15 protein-coding genes are annotated in these 17,160 nt (G+C 35.6%); all 15 read left to right on the top strand.

The genetic code is table 11. The features are described from left to right. The first annotated feature begins 2 nt into the window (after positions 1 to 2). The 15 genes from BKH40_RS02660 to gltS all read left to right on the top strand — a co-directional run bounded on the left by BKH40_RS02660 (position 3) and on the right by gltS (position 16,602). Positions 3 to 1,826, top strand: a complete 1,824-nt coding sequence (locus BKH40_RS02660; RefSeq protein ID WP_095276710.1) for a menaquinone biosynthesis decarboxylase — start codon at positions 3 to 5, stop codon at positions 1,824 to 1,826. Positions 1,827 to 1,831: 5 nt separating this feature from the next. Continuing rightward, positions 1,832 to 3,148 (top strand): 3-phosphoshikimate 1-carboxyvinyltransferase, encoded by a 1,317-nt coding sequence (gene aroA / locus BKH40_RS02665; protein ID WP_180675090.1) that lies wholly within the window; start codon positions 1,832 to 1,834, stop codon positions 3,146 to 3,148. A 2-nt stretch (positions 3,149 to 3,150) separates the two neighbouring features. Next, complete coding sequence (locus tag BKH40_RS02670; RefSeq protein ID WP_095276713.1) at positions 3,151 to 3,993, top strand: 4-hydroxy-3-methylbut-2-enyl diphosphate reductase; 843 nt, start codon at positions 3,151 to 3,153, stop codon at positions 3,991 to 3,993. A 23-nt stretch (positions 3,994 to 4,016) separates the two neighbouring features. Further along, positions 4,017 to 4,664, top strand: a complete 648-nt coding sequence (gene yihA / locus BKH40_RS02675) for a ribosome biogenesis GTP-binding protein YihA/YsxC (protein ID WP_257842483.1) — start codon at positions 4,017 to 4,019, stop codon at positions 4,662 to 4,664. A gap of 17 nt (positions 4,665 to 4,681) precedes the next feature. Beyond that, a complete protein-coding gene (locus BKH40_RS02680; RefSeq protein WP_095276714.1) occupies positions 4,682 to 5,155 on the top strand; it encodes a hypothetical protein in 474 nt (157 codons plus the stop codon). After that, a complete protein-coding gene (gene mrdA, locus BKH40_RS02685) occupies positions 5,152 to 6,957 on the top strand; it encodes a penicillin-binding protein 2 (protein ID WP_095276716.1) in 1,806 nt (601 codons plus the stop codon). Before BKH40_RS02680 ends, mrdA begins: the two co-directional genes overlap by 4 nt. A gap of 130 nt (positions 6,958 to 7,087) precedes the next feature. Then, a complete protein-coding gene (locus BKH40_RS02690; protein WP_257842480.1) occupies positions 7,088 to 7,720 on the top strand; it encodes a glycosyltransferase family A protein in 633 nt (210 codons plus the stop codon). Then, on the top strand, positions 7,680 to 9,035 hold the full coding sequence (locus BKH40_RS02695) for a hypothetical protein (RefSeq protein WP_095276717.1): 1,356 nt from the start codon (positions 7,680 to 7,682) through the stop codon (positions 9,033 to 9,035). Before BKH40_RS02690 ends, BKH40_RS02695 begins: the two co-directional genes overlap by 41 nt. A 252-nt stretch (positions 9,036 to 9,287) precedes the next feature. Then, entirely contained in the window at positions 9,288 to 10,499 is a 1,212-nt protein-coding gene (locus tag BKH40_RS02700) for a phosphoglycerate kinase (protein ID WP_095276719.1), read from the top strand. Between the two features lie 17 nt (positions 10,500 to 10,516). Beyond that, positions 10,517 to 11,485 carry a magnesium/cobalt transporter CorA gene (gene corA / locus BKH40_RS02705; RefSeq protein WP_095276721.1) on the top strand — a complete coding sequence of 323 codons (969 nt, stop codon included), beginning with the start codon at positions 10,517 to 10,519 and terminating at the stop codon, positions 11,483 to 11,485. Between the two features lie 53 nt (positions 11,486 to 11,538). Beyond that, positions 11,539 to 12,759, top strand: coding sequence for an argininosuccinate synthase (locus BKH40_RS02710; RefSeq protein ID WP_095276723.1), 1,221 nt, complete (start codon positions 11,539 to 11,541; stop codon positions 12,757 to 12,759). A gap of 854 nt (positions 12,760 to 13,613) precedes the next feature. After that, a complete protein-coding gene (locus BKH40_RS02715) occupies positions 13,614 to 14,297 on the top strand; it encodes an META domain-containing protein (RefSeq protein ID WP_095276725.1) in 684 nt (227 codons plus the stop codon). An 8-nt stretch (positions 14,298 to 14,305) separates the two neighbouring features. Beyond that, positions 14,306 to 14,902 carry a YigZ family protein gene (locus BKH40_RS02720; protein ID WP_095276727.1) on the top strand — a complete coding sequence of 199 codons (597 nt, stop codon included), beginning with the start codon at positions 14,306 to 14,308 and terminating at the stop codon, positions 14,900 to 14,902. A 90-nt stretch (positions 14,903 to 14,992) separates the two neighbouring features. Beyond that, a complete protein-coding gene (locus BKH40_RS08685) occupies positions 14,993 to 15,154 on the top strand; it encodes a hypothetical protein (RefSeq protein ID WP_180675078.1) in 162 nt (53 codons plus the stop codon). 233 nt (positions 15,155 to 15,387) lie between these two features. Continuing rightward, positions 15,388 to 16,602, top strand: coding sequence for a sodium/glutamate symporter (gene gltS / locus BKH40_RS02725; RefSeq protein ID WP_095276729.1), 1,215 nt, complete (start codon positions 15,388 to 15,390; stop codon positions 16,600 to 16,602). Positions 16,603 to 17,160 lie beyond the last annotated feature (558 nt).

Here is a 17,160-nt window from a genome sequence, read left to right on the forward strand (position 1 = left end):
ATATGCACAAGCTTATAAAGCTTTTAGAATCTAAAGGCTTACTAAAAGTTATAGATACGCCTTTAAGTGTAGACTTAGAGATACCCCACCTTGCTTATATAGAAGTTAAAAAAGAGGATTCTAAAGCCTTGCTTTTTACCCGCCCTATGCGTGGAGCTAAAAGGCTAACTCCAGTGCTTATGAACGTCTTTGGAAGTTTTAAACTACTTGATTTAATATCTAGTAAAGATTGTGAGATTATAGCTTCTCACATAAAGTCACTTTTAAATATGAGCCCGCCAAAGACCTTAAAAGAAAAGCTTAGCAAGCTTAAAGAGCTTTACGCACTGCGTCATGCCTTTCCTAAAAAGTTTAAAGGCAAAGCAAGCGCACAAGAAGTTATCTATCAAGACATAGATCTTTTCTCCCTCCCTGTGCTTAAGACGTGGGAAGAAGATGCAGGCTATTTTATAACCATGGGGCAAGTTTATACTAGAAGCCTTGATGGCAAGGCTAATAACTTAGGGCTTTATAGACTTCAGGTTAAAAGTAAGACTGAGCTTTTGATGCACTTTCAGATTCATAAAGATGCAAGCCACTTTTATCATGAGTATAAAAAAGCGGGCAAAAATATGCCAGTAAGTATAGCCATAGGAGGAGATCCCCTCTATACTTGGTGTGCCCAAGCCCCCTTACCTCCACGTATATTTGAACTCTTTTTATATGGTCTTATAAAAGAGGAAAATCCTAGGCTAGTTAAGTGTATAAGTAATGAGCTAAGTGTGCCTCATGATAGCGATATAGTTATAGAAGGTCTGATAGATATAAATACACTTGCTGATGAAGGAGAGTTTGGAGATCACACTGGTTTTTATACGCCCGTTGAAAAGTATCCTGTTTTAAAAGTAACTGCTATTACTTCAAAAAAAGAGCCTATATTTTTAGCTACAGTTGTAGGTAAGCCACCTTTAGAAGATAAATATATGGGCTATATGACAGAAAGGGTCTTTTTGCCGCTTTTACAAACGACAACACATGGCCTACTAGACTATCATATGCCAGAAAATGGCGTCTTTCATAATCTAATCCTAGCTAAGCTTGATGTTAACTATCCAGCCCAAGCACTCCAAGCTATGCATGCTTTTTTTGGCATAGGGCAGCTTAGCTTTGTAAAGCATGCTATCTTTTTAGATGAAAATGCCCCTAACTTGCAAAATGACTTTGATACTTTAACTAAGTACATACTTGATAGAATTGATGCTACTAAACTTTTAGTTACTAAAGGGATTTGTGACATACTAGATCATGCAAGTAGTGAGTATGGAGTAAGTGGCAAGCTTGGGATAGACGCGACAGGTAAGGCTTTAAGCTTTAAGTATGAAGAAGTTAGCGAAAAAGCACTTTTAGATTCTATAAAGATATATATTCCAGAGATTAGCGACCTTCATATCTATAAGGCTAGTAATCCAGTCGTGCTAGTAAGTATGGATAAAAAAACTAGGCGAGTTAAAAGCTTTTTGCCAACACTAAAGGCTTTTAAAAAGCACGCTAGTATATTTATCTTTGTAGATAGTGCAAATAATGACTTAAGAAACTACTATATGCTTATATGGCGTGTGGTTAATAATATAGATGTATTGCGTGACCTTTATATAGATGAAGGCTTGATAGTGCTTGATGCTACGGCTAAAGGCGAGATTGAAGGCTATACTAAGAAGTGGCCAAAAGAGGTCTTTTGTAATAAAGACGTGATAAAGTCCTTGCAAGAAAAGGGCTTAGTAGAAAAAGATTCCAAGTTTTTTGATAGATTTGGAATCTTAGATATGACAAAAGGAGATAAGCCATGAGAAATATAGAACTACAACCCATAAAAAACTTCTCCTTAGAGTTAGATATAAAAGCAAGCGATAAGTCTTTATCTCATAGAAGTGCTATGCTTGCTCTTTTTACTGATGGCACTTCAAGGGTTAAAAACTTTTTAGAAGCTGAGGATACACTCTGTAGCCTAGAGATAGCAAAACAGCTAGGGCTTGAAGTAAGCAAGGAAGAAGATAGTTTGCTTTTAAAAGCCCCAAGCGATGTTATAAATAAAGGCTTTAAAACTCCTAACTCTTTACTAGAGTGTGGGAACTCAGGTACTTCTATAAGGCTTTATACAGGGCTTTTAGCCGGGGCTAATATAAAAGCTACACTAGATGGTGATAGCTATCTTCGCGCGCGCCCTATGGGACGAGTAATAGAGCCTTTAATAGAAATAGGTGCTAATATCAAATCAAACGCAGGCAAAGCCCCAATTAATATAATCCCAAAAGGAAAACTAAAAGGCTTTCACTATAAGTCTAAGATCTCTTCAGCTCAAGTAAAATCAGCCCTTATACTAGCAGGCCTCCAAGCAAGTAAAGCTTCTAGTTTCAAAGAGCCTTATTTAAGTCGTAATCACACTGAAAATATGATCCTAGCTTTTCAAAAAGAAACTAATCTTGAAATCAAACACGATGGGCTTAAAATTTACCCCCTAACTAAACCACTTAATGCCTTTGATATAGAAATAGCAAATGATCCTTCATCAGCTTTTTTCTTTGCAGTAGCTGCTTTAATCATCCCGGGAAGTAAGATAGTTTTAAAAAATGTCCTTTTAAATAAAACTAGGATAGAAGCTTATAAGGTTTTAGAATCTATGGGGGCTGATATAAAGTATGAAAACATAAAAGAAGGCTATGAAAGTAGTAGCGATATAGTAGTAAGTCATAGCCCGTTAAAAGCAGTAAGTGTTACTGAAAATATCTCTTGGCTTATAGATGAAATCCCTGCTTTAAGCATAGCTATGGCAGTAGCTAAAGGCACTTCAGAGATAAGAAATGCTAAAGAGCTACGAGTTAAAGAAAGCGATAGGATAAAAGCAACCATTGCTGGGCTTCATGCTTTTGGCATAGAAACGGTTGAATATGAAAGTGGCTTTGACATCATAGGAAGTGAGCTAAAAAAAGGAGAAGCCATAAGCTTTGGGGATCATAGGATAGCTATGAGTTTTATTATAGCTTCACTTGCCTGTGGTGGTAAAGTCACAGATTGTGAGTGTATAAATACTTCTTTTCCTAACTTTTTTGACAACTTAGAGTTGGTTTTAAGAAACGAACACAAAGAAGAGCAAGACTCAAAAAGGAGATAAGCGTGGAAGTTAGACTTGCTGATAAGTTTGGATTTTGCTTTGGGGTTAGGCGTGCTATAAAGATAACTGAAGATATAGCACTTAAAAATCCAAACACCATAACCTTTGGCCCCCTGATACATAACCCCAAAGAGATAGAAAGGCTAAAAAGTGGCTTTAACGTGGAAGTCAAAGAAGATATAGCAAAAGTGGATTCTAAAGAAAGTGTCATAATTAGAACTCATGGTATCACCAAGCAAGACCTAGCTACGCTAAATACTATGGGTGTTGAAGTAACGGATGCTACTTGTCCTTATGTGACTAAACCTCAGCAAATAGTAGAAAAGATGAGTGAAGAGGGCTACTTTATAGTTATCTTTGGGGATGCAAGCCATCCTGAAGTAAGAGGCGTTATGAGCTATAGTGTAAGGGAGCCATTAGTAGTTTCTTCACTAAGCGACTTAGAAAACACAAAAGCTAGACTTGGTAAAAAAGTAGCCTTAGTTTCTCAGACTACTAAGCAAGTAGCAAAGTTTGTAGAAGTAGCAAACTATCTTATAACCCACTGCCAAGAAGTACGTATCTTTAATACTATCTGTAATGCTACTTTTGAAAACCAAGACGCTATAGAAAAGCTAAGCAAGGAAGTTGATATAGTTATAGTCGTTGGCGGGCTTACGTCATCAAACACTAAACAGCTTTTAAATATAGCTAAGCTTAACTGCAAAGATAGCTTTTTAGTTGAAGATGAAAAAGGGCTTGATATGAGTTGGTTTAAAGGCAAAAAGCTTTGTGGTATAAGTGCTGGGGCTAGCACTCCTATGTGGCTAGTTAGTAAAGTAAAAGATGCCATTGAAAAGATATAAAGCTAAAAATACAAAGGCCATAGTTGTTACATATACAAGATTCTAAGTTTTTAAGATCAGCTACTGGGATAAGTAACGCCCCAGAAGTGGCCCATACAGAAATCGCCTTGCTTGGCAGAAGTAATGTTGGTAAATCAAGCCTTATAAACTCTCTCCTTGCTAGTAACCTTGCTAAAAAGTCTAACACTCCGGGTAAAACTAGACATATAAACTTTTATACAACAAGATGGAGTTTAAAAGATGAAAGTGATGTTAGGCTAGATTACAACCTTAACCTTTTAGATCTTCCGGGCTTTGGCTATGCCAAAGTTAGCAAAAGTGAAAAAGAGGGCTGGGATAAAAGCTTAGATAACTTTTTGCGTAAAAGAAGCTCTATAAAGCTTTTTTGTCATCTTGTAGATTCTAGACATCCTAGCTTGGAGCAAGATTTAATCATAAAAAGATACCTAGAATCGCTTATAAGAGGTGACCAAAAGATCCTTACTATCTATACCAAAGTAGACAAGCTTACAAAGTCAGACTTTTTAAAACTAAGACGCAAGTTAAAAGAAGATGAAGCTTTTATATCTAATGTAAAAAAAGATTCCATACTTTTAGAAAGCCTTTGCAAAAAGATACTAAGCCTAGCTTTAAGTTTGCCATCTTTAAGTCATCCTTTAAATATAGAGTAGTTTGTGAAGGTATTATTGTGAGAACAAGATATAAGATGTTAAGTGATCTAGGCTATGCCTTATTACTACTTGTGCTTGCTTTTATCTATATTAGTGCTAGTGATATCTACCCTATCTTGCCGCCTTTGCTAGGGCTACTTTTTATGATCTTTCATCAGTCTTTTAAGAGGCGTGAGTTTTATAGAGTTATAGCTGTGTTTCTTATCTTGGGCTTTTTTGAGTTAGACAAGCTTTTAGTTTTTGGAATCTTGCCTTTAGTATTTTTTGTAATTAGGTATTTTGTGACTTTAAGGCTTGAAGATATAGCTAATGAAAATTTATTCTTTGTAAGTTTATATGTAGTTGGAATCTATCTTTTTTATATAGCAGGTATGCTTTTAAGTAATATCCTCTTTGGCACGCTTAATATAGACTTTAAACCCATACTAATTTATTACTTTATAATAGACTTGCTAGTAACCCTAGCCTATGCAAAGATAAGAAAACTATGAAGTCTTTAAGATTCCGCTTTAAGATCTTATATATCGTTTTTGGCATCATCTGCCTCATCCTCATAGCTAGACTTTATGTCTTAAGCATAGCCCGCCATGACTACTATGAAAAAATCGCCCGTGATAATGCCTTTAAGACTGAAGTCCTAGTCCCAGTAAGAGGGCAGATACTTGATAGAAATAATGAACCTTTAGCTATAAATGAGCTAGGATTTGAGCTAGCTTTAAAAACTAAACTTAAAGCTAGTGAGCTTGATAGTGCACTAACGCTTATCTCTTCAGTTATAACTAACATAGATATAGCTTTTTTAAAAGATAAGTATCTAAGCCTTAATAGTGTCTATAGAAGAAAGCCTATAGTCTTAATAGACTTTATACCTTACTCACTTGGACAAGTAGTCTACTCCTCTCTTATACAAGACCCTAATATCTCTCTTATAACAGTTGATAAAAGGCTTTATCCTAATAACTCTATGGCTTCTCACGTACTAGGCTATGTAGGAGCAAGTGATGAAAAAGATGTGCTAAAAGACCCAATCTCTAAGTACACTAAAATCATCGGCAAGCTTGGCTTAGAAAAACAGTACAACACCTTCTTGCAAGGTAAGCTTGGCTATAAAGAGATACAGGTTAATAACTTAAATCAGCAGCTTAAAGTCTTAAGCGAGCAGCCAGCTACTAGTAATAATCACATAAGAACTAGTCTTGATATAAGACTGCAAAGTGAGATGGATAATCAATTTAAGGATAAAAATGGCGCAGCCATAGTCATGGATGCTAAAAATGGAGAAATCCTAGCTAGTGGAAGCTACCCAGAGTATAACGTTAATGACTTTGTAGGTGGAATCTCCCATAAGAAATATAATGCCTTAAAAGACAACATCTATGACCCTTTGATAAACAGGCTAGTAAGTGGTCTTTACCCACCCGGAAGCGTAGTTAAGATGGGTATGGGGCTAGCTTTCTTAGAGTACTCAAATATTAATGAACACACCCAGATTGATACTCCTTACTATATAGATGTAGGTGGGCATAAGTTTAGAGACTGGAAGATAGGAGGACATGGAAAGACTGATCTTGTAAAAGCCCTCAAAGAAAGCGTTGATGTTTACTTTTATAAGCTTTCTCAAGTAGCAGGGATTAATAACATAGCCCACGTTATGAAAACACTAGGCTTTGGTGAAAAAACTGGGGTTGATTTGCCTTTTGAAAATAAGGGTGTTTTTCCAGATCCAGAGTGGAAGATGAAGTCTTATCATCAAGTGTGGTATGCAGGCGATACTATAATTACCTCCATTGGACAAGGTAGCTTTTTAGTAACTCCTATGCAGATAGCACGCTATACGGCATTAATGGCAACTGGCTATCTCCCAACACCTCATTATGCAAAAGACTTAGGCAGCACGCCAGTTATCAAACCTCCAAAAGATGTGCTTAGTGCCTTTCAAAAGTCTAAGCTTCCCTATATTAGAAAAGGGATGTATGAAGTTTGTAGTGTGCCCGGCGGTACTGCTTATAGACATACTAGAAACTCTAAAGTATCTTTGGCTTGTAAGACTGGAACAGCCCAAGTAGTAGGCATCCCGCAAGATGTCATAAAGCGCAAGAAAGAAAGTGAGATGACCTACTTTCAAAGATCTCAAGGCTGGGTAACTGCCTTTTTGCCTTATAATAATCCAAGATATGTAGTAACTGTCTTAGTAGAGCACGCCGGAACCCCAGCTGCTGCCATACCTATCATGGTAGACCTTGCTAATAAGCTTGATGACTTAGGATATATAAAAGATAAAAAAAGCAAGTAGGGTTTTTTTAAATTTATGGAATCTATTTTAGTTGTGCACTAGGATCAAAATAAGCTAGAATACACACATTTGCTAGATCACTACTTTATATGTTTTAAAAAAACTTATATGAAATAAAAAAGGCTAGGTTGTGAGTGAAACTTTGAGAGAGTTAGTTGATATGCAGCATGAGATAAAAAAAGACCCCTTAGTCTCAGTCATCATTCCTATTTATAATGTAGAAAAGTATCTATCTACTGCTTTAGATTCTGTTATAAATCAAACTTATAAAAATCTAGACATTATATTAGTAGTTGATGGAGGTAGTGATAAAAGCTTAGATATAGCTTTAGACTATGCTAAAAAAGATAAAAGAATATTCTTAGTAGAAAAGCTTAATGGAGGACTAAGCACAGCTAGAAATCTTGGCACTGAACTAGTTAAAAACTCTTCTTTAAGAAAAGCCCTAAGTTCTATAAAAGAGACCGCTATAAAAGAGACTACTATAAACGAAGCAAACATAAAAGAGAGTGCTATAAGAGAAGTAAATGCAAAAGAAGCAGATATAAAAGAAGATTCTATAAATAAAGAATCTTTAATCAAAAATCTTAAAAAAGATTCTATACATTTATCAAACTTAGACTACTCTTTTAGCCAGCCAGCCAGCCAGCCAGCCAGCCAGCCAGCCATCCGTGCGCGCCAGCTCAGCCAGTTCAATCAACCAATCAAATCAAATCAAATTTATGCATGGGCATTCAAACTCATGCGCCTACCCACGCACTAACTATAAAGCATCTCTTAATACACTCTTTCCAAAAAAGACTTTCTTTAGTAATGCCCCTTATAGCCTAGCCTTCTATCAAAGTAGTAATCTTTTCTTTCCAACTAAAACTAACTACTTTATACAAAACCTAAGTTTAGATTTTAAAACACTTAAAGATTCTTACATAATAGGAAGCTTTAGTAAAAAAGAACTCTATAACTTAGAAACCTTACATAAAAGCTTTATTAAACCAAGTCTTACTTCTTTTTTAAACCTAACTCCAAAGACACCAAGCCCTAATCTTTTAAAGTGCTTTAGCTATGATAAAAGAGGCTTTTTTAGATTTAATCAAACTGATATAACTTATCTTTTATGTCAAAGCCTTCCAAAAGATCAGTTTATACACTACTTTGATAGTGATGACTATATGCAAAAAGACTGTATACAAACTTGTATAAAAGCCCTTAGTAAAGATACTGAAGTGGTAGTGCATGATAACTTTGTATTTTTAGATGGTATGCCAGTAGAGGCAAAAAGAGGACATCTTAGGGCTAAGTATTTTCCCTCTCAGTTGTATCCAGCTTTTAAAAATAGAAAGGTTAATGGTGATGGATTATATAAACTTGCAAGTAAAGCTCAGCTAAACTTTGGCTGGCATGGACTTATAAGTAATGCTTACTTAAATAAAATCTCACTTCGCTTTACTCCTTCTCTTGACATGGAAGACCTTAACTTTGGGATGATACTACTTGCAAAGGCAAGACATATAAAAGTACTTAAAGATATGCTTATAGGCTATCGCGTTAGACAAGATTCTATATGTAATTATGGTGAGAGTACTAAAGTGACTATCCCATCTTCACTTAAGTACCTAAGCACTCACTTTAAAAGTGGATATGACATAAGAACTTACTTTAATATCTTTTGTCATTTTTTTGCAGCCCTTGATATCTACTTAGCCCTTTATAGATTTAGAGGACTTAGCAAGGAATCTATAAAGTCTGTGGAATCTCAACTTGTAATACTTACAAAAAGTAGGATATGGAATGTTTTAGACTATGAGAGAAAAGATAAAGATCCTTTAAATGCCTTTTTTATAGCAAAGTGGCTAGAGTTTTTAAAAACTAATAAAAATGTAAGTGTTGATATGAGGCTTGCCTTAGGCATGGATGAAAAGTGCTATGTGCACTATAAGTGGGTTTTGATACCTGCTGGCGGACTAGTAAGAAAGACTAAGCGTGCACCTTATCTAGCGGCTAGATTTATATATAGAAGGTCTGGGCTAAAAGCTTTTAGGAAAAAAAGGATGTATAACAAACTTTTTAAAGAAAAATAGGCTTAAGTCACGCCCTAAGTCTTTATAAAAACAAAATATAGCTACATCTAGAATCTAGTATATTAAAAATACTAGCAAGGCTATTTTAAGCTTATGGCATTAAAACTTTTTTTATATTTTGCATGCAAGAAAGTTATATCTACTAGCTATAAAGCTACTTACAAGCAAGGCTTAATCTTATGCACTTAAAGTGTGCACAAGTCCATATGTGTTATCATTTTAGAAAATGTCATTCTTTGTTAAGGAGTACTCATGAAACAAGCAGCTAGCGTTTTGTTGATGCAACAAACTAAATCCATAAGAGACGTGGACATAAAAGGTAAGAATCTACTTATAAGAGTGGACTTTAACGTACCTATGGACTTGGAGTTTAATATATCAGATGATACTAGGATGAAAGAAGCACTGCCTACTATAAACTACTGTATAGATGCACAAGCTAAAAGTATAGTTTTAGTAAGCCACTTAGGACGTCCAAAAGGCAAAGATTCTAACTTTAGCCTAAGACATATACTAAAAAGATGTGAGAGACTGCTAGATAAGCAAGTGCTTTTTGCTGATTCTATAACACAGGCTAAAGAGCTTCAAAAAGATGCAAAAGAAGGAACTATCATCCTTTTAGAAAATATACGCTTTGACCCTAGAGAAGAAAAAAACGATGATAGCCTTTCTCGTGAGTTAGCCTCCCTTTGTGATATCTATGTAAATGACGCTTTTGGCACAAGCCACAGGGCACACTCTAGTACTTATGGAGTAGCTAAGTTTGCTAAAGAAAAAGTCGCTGGAATCTTGCTTAAAAAAGAGATAGATTCCTTTGCTAAGGCTTTTTCTAACCCGCTTCGCCCACTACTTTTAATAGTAGGTGGATCAAAAGTTAGCTCTAAACTTGGTGCTTTAAAATATATTTTAGACCTAGTTGATAAGCTAATAATTGGTGGGGCTATGAGTAATACTTTCTTAACTGCTATTGGCTTTAATATGCAAAAAAGCTTTATAGAAAGTGACCTTGTAGATAAGGCAAAAGAGATCTTAAAGCTAGCTAAGGCAAAAGGCGTAAAAGTCTATCTGCCAGTAGATGTAGTAGCTACTAATGATATAAAAAATCCAAGTGAGATAAAGATAACCCCAGCTCAAGATGTGCCAGAAAACTTACTAGCAGCAGATATCGGTCCAGCAACTGTAAGGCTTTTTAATGAAGTCATAAGAGACTCTCAAACCATCATCTGGAATGGCCCTTTAGGCGTCTATGAAACCTCGCAGTTTTCACGCGGTACTTTTAACATAGCAAGCACTATAGGAGATACTTACGCTTTTAGTCTTATAGGTGGAGGAGATACTGCAGATGCTATCAATAAAGCCGGTCAAAGTGAAAATGTAAGCTTTATCTCCACTGGCGGTGGGGCATCTTTGGAGTTACTTGAAGGCAAGATACTACCAGCCTTTGAAGTACTAGATAAAAAATAGGCCTTTAGGATGTTTGCATGTTAGGAATCTATGTTAAAAATAACAACTTAGTAAATAGGATATCTTTTGATATACAAAAAGATGGCGCACTACCAGAAAACATACTTTGGATAGACCTCTTTTCGCCAACGCCCCAAGAGATAGCTTATATATCTAAAACTTTTAACCTAGATGTGCCTACAAAAGAAGAAAGAGAAGAGATAGAGCTAAGTGCAAGATACTGGGAAGATAGCACTACTATAACTATCAACACTCACTTTTTAGCTAAAACTCTAACTCCTAATAACTCCCATGAGTTAGATAGTGAGACCATCACTTTTATGACTTTTAAAAACATCCTTTTTACTATAAGGCATAGCAAGCTTAAGATTTTTGAAGAGATGCAAGCTAGGATTCTAGCAAGTCCTAAAAACTTTGAAGATGGCTTTGATGTTATAAATAAGATCTATGAAGTCATGGTTGAAAAAGATGCTGATGTGCTAGAGTGGATAGATAAAGAAGCTAGAAAACTTAGAATCTTAGTCCTTTCAGATAGTAAATATAGTCACGATGAGATCTTAAGTGCACTTTCTGAGCTTCAAGAGCTTAATATGAGAGTAAGAGACTCTCTTTTTGATAAAAGGCGTGTTTTAACTGCTTTGCTAAAAAGTGACAAGATAGATAGAGATATAAAAGATAATCTTTTAATAGTTATAAAAGACTTAGATTCTCTAGTTGAGTTTAATACCTCTAATCTAAACTTCTTAGATAACATCCAAAATATCCTAGCCAGCCAAGTAAACATAGAGCAAAATAAAATCATAAAACTTTTTACAGTGGCGACTGTGGCTATGATGCCACCAACTTTGATAGGAACTATATATGGGATGAACTTTGTGCATATGCCTGAGCTTCAATACAAGTATGGCTACCCTATAGCCATACTTGTTATGATAGTCTCCATCATACTACCAGTGCTATATTTTAAGAAAAAAGGCTGGCTTTAAAAGCTAGCTTTTAAAATGCAAAATCTACAAACTTAAAAAGGAGAAAAGAAAAAATGCAAAAAGAACAAAAAAAAGAGATTAAAAAAGTAGTTTTAGCCTACTCAGGTGGGCTTGATACAAGCGTTATATTAAAGTGGCTAAGTGATACTTATGGCTGTGAGGTAGTAACCTTTACAGCTGATATCGGACAAGGTGAAGAAGTAGAGCCAGCGCGCACTAAGGCTTTAAGCCTAGGCATAAAACCAGAAAATATTTTCATAAAAGATCTAAAGTTAGAGTTTGTGCGTGACTTTGTTTTTCCTATGTTTAGGGCTAATACTATCTATGAAGGTGAGTACTTGCTAGGAACTAGCATAGCACGTCCTTTGATAGCTAAGTATCTAATAGATATAGCAAAAGAAACTAACGCAGATGCTATATCTCATGGAGCTACTGGCAAGGGTAATGACCAAGTAAGATTTGAGATAGCAGCTTATGCGCTAAACCCAGATATCAAAATAATAGCGCCTTGGAGAGAGTGGGATCTAAATAGCCGTGAAAAGCTTTTAGCCTACGCAGAAAAACATGGAATCAAAATCGATAAAAAGCCTAATGCCTCTCCTTACTCTATGGATGCTAATCTTCTTCATATAAGCTATGAAGGCTTAGTTTTAGAAGACCCAGCACAAAAGCCAGAAGATTCTATGTGGCGTTGGACTAAAAGCTTACTTGATGCCCCAGATAGTCCAGAAGAACTAACTATAGAGTTTGAAAAAGGTGATGGCGTGGCAATAAATGGTGAAAAACTAAGTCCAGATAAGTTTTGGGAAAAGTTAAATACTTTAGGTTGTAAACATGGAATCGGCCGTCTTGATCTAGTAGAAAACCGCTATGTTGGCATGAAGTCTCGCGGCTGTTATGAAACTCCGGGCGGAACTATCTACCTAAAAGCCCACCGCGCTATAGAATCTATTACGCTTGATAGAGAAGAAGCCCACTTAAAAGATGAGCTTATGCCACGCTATGCAAGCTTAATCTATAATGGCTACTGGTTTAGCCCAGAAAGAAAGGCCTTGCAAGCTTTAATCGACTATACACAGCAAAAAGTTAGCGGCACAGTCTTTTTAAGCCTTTATAAGGGCAATGTAATAGTAAATGGTAGAAAGTCAGTAAACTCACTTTTTGATGCAGCCTACTCAACTTTTGAAGAAGATAGCGTTTATAATCAAAAAGATGCAGCCGGCTTTATAAAGCTTAACGCCCTTCGCTTTATCATCGCTAATAAAAAAAGATAGTGGTTTTTTAGATTCTTTTGTAACTCTTAAGGCTTAAAAAGTCTTAAGGTTTGTAGAAAGCTATCAATTTTTATATGCAGCTACTTTATGTCTTGACGCTATGTAGTAACGCTAGGGGTGGTCTTAGTGTCGATGTGATTTTAGTTGGTATTTATATCATTACTAGATTTCAGTAGCAGTTATGGCGATTAGATATTGAAACCTTTTTTAATTTTATAGAATCTAATTTATAGTTTTAGATTCTACATTCCGACACTTTCTTTTTTTATTGCCTCTTGCTTGTATGTTTTTCTAACCAAAACAAAGCTTTGCTTTTTAGCATCATATAGGAAAAGCTTAGCCAATTTCTTAACCAGTAAATCATACACTAACTACTATCTTCTCTAAGCGTTTGATTCTATCTTTTGCTACATCATAAAAGTTATTATAAATATCTTATTTGGGGTTTGAAAAAAGCTAGCTAGTCAAAACAAACCCTTCTTAAAAAAGAAGGGTTAAGCTCAATATTACAAAACAAAAAAGGAGAAGAAAAACGCACCTTGCGAAGGAGGGGTAGTCGCAAGGTGCAGTCCATTTAAGGACTTTGAAATCCTAATCCAAAAAAGATAACGAAAGTTAATATACTTTCAAATTTATCTAATACTATTTTAAAACAAAACTTTGCGTAAACTAATGCTACATATTTAGACATTCTCTATATAAAATTTCCTTACTTTAAAGGTTTTTATTTTATACTTTCGGATTAAGTTAATACTTTATATACAAGTTGTGTTTGCACTTCATAAAAAGTATCACTCCATAGTCTGTGTAGTTTATATTTATTGTAGTTTTTGAAAAAGTCATAGGGCGGTTTGATGAGAAAATATATAGGAATAATTAAGATTGTAAGCCTTGCTATGTTAACCCCTTTAGTTTTGGCGGGTTGCTACTTCTTTGGAGTACAGGGTAGTTTTAGGGCTAATAACTACCAGATAGAAAAGATAGTTATTGATAATGAGACTTATCTCTCGCCCCAAGAGCTAGCAAAAGAAGCCAAGCTTAGGCTAGCAGATAAGCAAAATATAGCCTTGCAAGATAGCACAACTCACCAAAATGCCACTCAAAGCACGCAAGCAGCTAGTGCAAACAAAAACGCCATTGACAATGCAGCACAAAGTGAGTTTGAAAAGCTTCAGCTTAGAGCCCAAGAAGAAAATGCACAAGCTAGCGGACAAGTAGTCCCAGCCACTAAGCCAACAAGTGATAAAAACCTAGCACAGATAATCCTCAAAGCGACATTTTCTCTAAACAGAGCAGAAAATATCTTGCATGGAAGCACAGGGTGTAATGAGTACACTGGACGCTATGCGTGGCAAGATTCTGGTCGTATAGTAATCTCTGGCATTGCTAGTACAAGAAAGATCTGCTTCCCTCACGAAGTTCAAGACTTTGAAAGCAACCTCATCCAGTACATGGATGGAATCTACACAGTAAAAGTCCTAGAAAAAGGTAAGGGCTATATCTTAGATAATGGACGCTTACAAATCTATCTTAAATAGTAGCCTTTATGAATACGCTTGAGTTTGAGCTAGATTCTTTTAAGCCTAACTTTTATGAAAGCACGCTTGAGGTTAAAGGATCAAAGTTTATAAGCCTTATTTATCCTCTAAAACATCTTGATGAAGTTAAAAAGCTAAGTTTAGAGCTAAAAGCAAGCCATAAAAAAGCAAGCCATGTGGTGAATGCTTTTAGATTCTATGACACTCACTTAGTTGAAGGAAGTAGTGATGACTTAGAGCCTAAAGGCAGCGCAGGAGAGCCTATGCTTACGGTTTTAAGAGGCAAAGACTTGGTTAATGTAGTGGCATTTTGTGTTAGATACTTTGGAGGGACTAAGCTAGGGGTTGGAGGGCTAGTAAGGGCATATAGTGCTAGTTTAAATGAGAATCTTTTAGCACTTAAAGTATCAAAGTTTGAGCCCTTAACTACTAGCCAACTAAGCATACATATAAGCTACTTTAATAAAGTCTCCCATCTTCTAAGCAAGCATCAAGTAGCCTTTGAAAGTAGTTTTATGGGTGATAATGTAGACTTGACCCTAAAAGCCCCAGTGCTAAATATAGAATCTTTTTTGCAAGAGTATAAGGCTTTTATGGGGCTATAAAGATTATTTTTATAGGCAAGACTAACTACTTTTATCTAACTTTTTAGTAGTGGTGCCTTCTTTTTTTGATGGGGAAGAAGGGGATACATCTTGTCTTTATCTTTATCTTTCCTCTTTCATGATGTTTTAGAGCTTTTTATCTTTCCTCCTCTTTATGATGCTTTAGAAGCTAGGGGGTGGGTGAAAAAAGAAATGATTTCTATATCATGTGCTAGGAGTATGAAAGCACAACGTGGCGTAGCAAGCACTTAAAAAACTTTTTTAGTTTTTGCAAGACCTAGTTTTTCTTAGTTTTAGATTCTAAGAGTGTTCTTAAAAACTTAGTGTTTTTATAGGTTGGTTTATGATTACTTATCTATGATGATGTGTCTATTAAAACTGCTATTAATATCTAATATTTCAAAATGCAAAATATCAACTTATCTTGATTTATATTAACTTTTTTTGTATCTTAGTAAAGCTTGATGAAATTATGGGAGATTATTATGATGCACGTAGAAGTGGGGATGTTTCAGACTTTAGCTGTGGCAGTTTTAGCTATATATTTTGGTGACTTTTTACTTAAAAAAGTTAGCCTTTTTAGACGCTACTGTATACCCTCACCAGTTATAGGAGGAACCATCCTTGCTATCATTACCACCATACTTTTTAGCACTAACCTTTTAAGCTTTAAGTTTGACTACACAGTGATGAATACTTTCTTTTATAATGTTTTTTTTGCAGCAACTGGACTAGCAGCAAGCCTTAGTTTTCTTAAAAAAGGTGGTAAGTTAATCATCATCTTTTTAATCCTAGCCGCCCTCTTAGCCTTTTTGCAAAATACCTTAGCCCTAGGCATTGGAAGCATTATGGGGATGAATCCACTAGTTGCTTTAATGGCAGGCTCAGTGCCTCTAACTGGAGGGCATGGAAACGCCGCTAGCTTTGGTCCACTAGCAGAAAGCATGGGGGGAAGTGGGGCTTTAGAAGTGGCTATAGCTGCAGCTACTTTTGGACTTATAGCAGGCTGTATCATGGGTGGCCCTTTGGGTAATAGACTGATACAAAAGTATGGGTTAAATCCAACTTCTACAAAGGTCGCACAAGATGGCGGAACGACTAATACTATAAAGGCTTTAGTTAGTAGCAAGCGTGCGCATAATGCAGTTTTTATCTTACTTCTAGCTTGTGGTATAGGGCAGTGTCTTTTTTACCTAAGTAAGTTTTTACTACCTAGTGTGCATCTACCTATACATGTCATGTCTATGTTTGGTGGAATCATCCTAAGATTTATTATTGATTCAAGGAAGAAAAACCAAGATGAGCTTTATCAAAGTATAGACATAGTAGGCGGTATCTCGCTTTCTATCTTTGTCTCACTTTCAATAGTCACTATGAAGCTTTGGCAGTTAGCAGAGCTTGCCTTACCACTAATTACTATCTTAGTACTTCAGCTTATTTTATGTTGGATGTTTTGTTACTATGTTACTTTTAGGCTTTGTGGTAAAAACTATGATGCAGCAGTTATAGCAGTAGGGCACTCTGGCTTTGGACTTGGGGCAGTGCCTGTATCTATGGCTACTATGAGTGCAGTTTGTACGCGTTATCACTACTCACATATGGCGTTTTTTATAGTGCCTTTTATCGGTGGTTTTATTAGTAATATAACTAATGCAGTCATAATCACAGGCTTTTTAAACGTCGCAAAAAGCATGCTTTAGGCACCCTCAGGAGATATATTTGGGGAAAGCTTTGAGATTGTGTATAGGTTGCTGTAAGTGAAAATATTTTATAAAAATGTTCTATATAGTAACATAAATTATCAATAAGTATGCATATAAAAGAAACAGGTCATACCACACAATTACTATTGTGTGGTGTAAACATTATTGTCTAATCAATTGAAATTATAACATAACAGAAAAGCATTCAATGTGAAATTAAATTATGTAACTAAAAGTAAAAATAGTTCTTACATCTCCAAAAAATATATAACTTATATACCCATTTAATCACTATTTTTATAAATACCACGCATATACTTAAAAAGTCTCTCTTAAAAAATTATTGTTTTACACCACACAATAGTAATTATGTGGTGTTGTGAATTGCAATTAAAAGTGAGAAGTTTTATGAAGGGTATGTTTTGGTTATGCAAAAACTAATCATCCAAGCAGGGGGTCGTGGCACAAGGCTAGAAGGTCTGACTAGAAATAAACCTAAGTGCTTAGTCCCAGTAGACAACCTCCCTATAATCTTTCATATCTTTAAACATTTTC

Source organism: Helicobacter sp. 11S02629-2 (assembly GCF_002272875.1).
Classification (GTDB): domain Bacteria; phylum Campylobacterota; class Campylobacteria; order Campylobacterales; family Helicobacteraceae; genus Helicobacter_I.

Coding starts and splice junctions, on each gene's coding strand:
- BKH40_RS02660 (WP_095276710.1), top strand. CDS start 3: ATGCACAAGCTTATAAAGCTTTTAGAATCTAAAGGCTTACTAAAAGTT.
- BKH40_RS02710 (WP_095276723.1), top strand. CDS start 11,539: ATGCAAAAAGAACAAAAAAAAGAGATTAAAAAAGTAGTTTTAGCCTAC.
- BKH40_RS02695 (WP_095276717.1), top strand. CDS start 7,680: ATGCATGGGCATTCAAACTCATGCGCCTACCCACGCACTAACTATAAA.
- gltS (WP_095276729.1), top strand. CDS start 15,388: ATGATGCACGTAGAAGTGGGGATGTTTCAGACTTTAGCTGTGGCAGTT.
- mrdA (WP_095276716.1), top strand. CDS start 5,152: ATGAAGTCTTTAAGATTCCGCTTTAAGATCTTATATATCGTTTTTGGC.
- BKH40_RS02700 (WP_095276719.1), top strand. CDS start 9,288: ATGAAACAAGCAGCTAGCGTTTTGTTGATGCAACAAACTAAATCCATA.
- BKH40_RS02720 (WP_095276727.1), top strand. CDS start 14,306: ATGAATACGCTTGAGTTTGAGCTAGATTCTTTTAAGCCTAACTTTTAT.
- BKH40_RS02715 (WP_095276725.1), top strand. CDS start 13,614: ATGAGAAAATATATAGGAATAATTAAGATTGTAAGCCTTGCTATGTTA.
- corA (WP_095276721.1), top strand. CDS start 10,517: ATGTTAGGAATCTATGTTAAAAATAACAACTTAGTAAATAGGATATCT.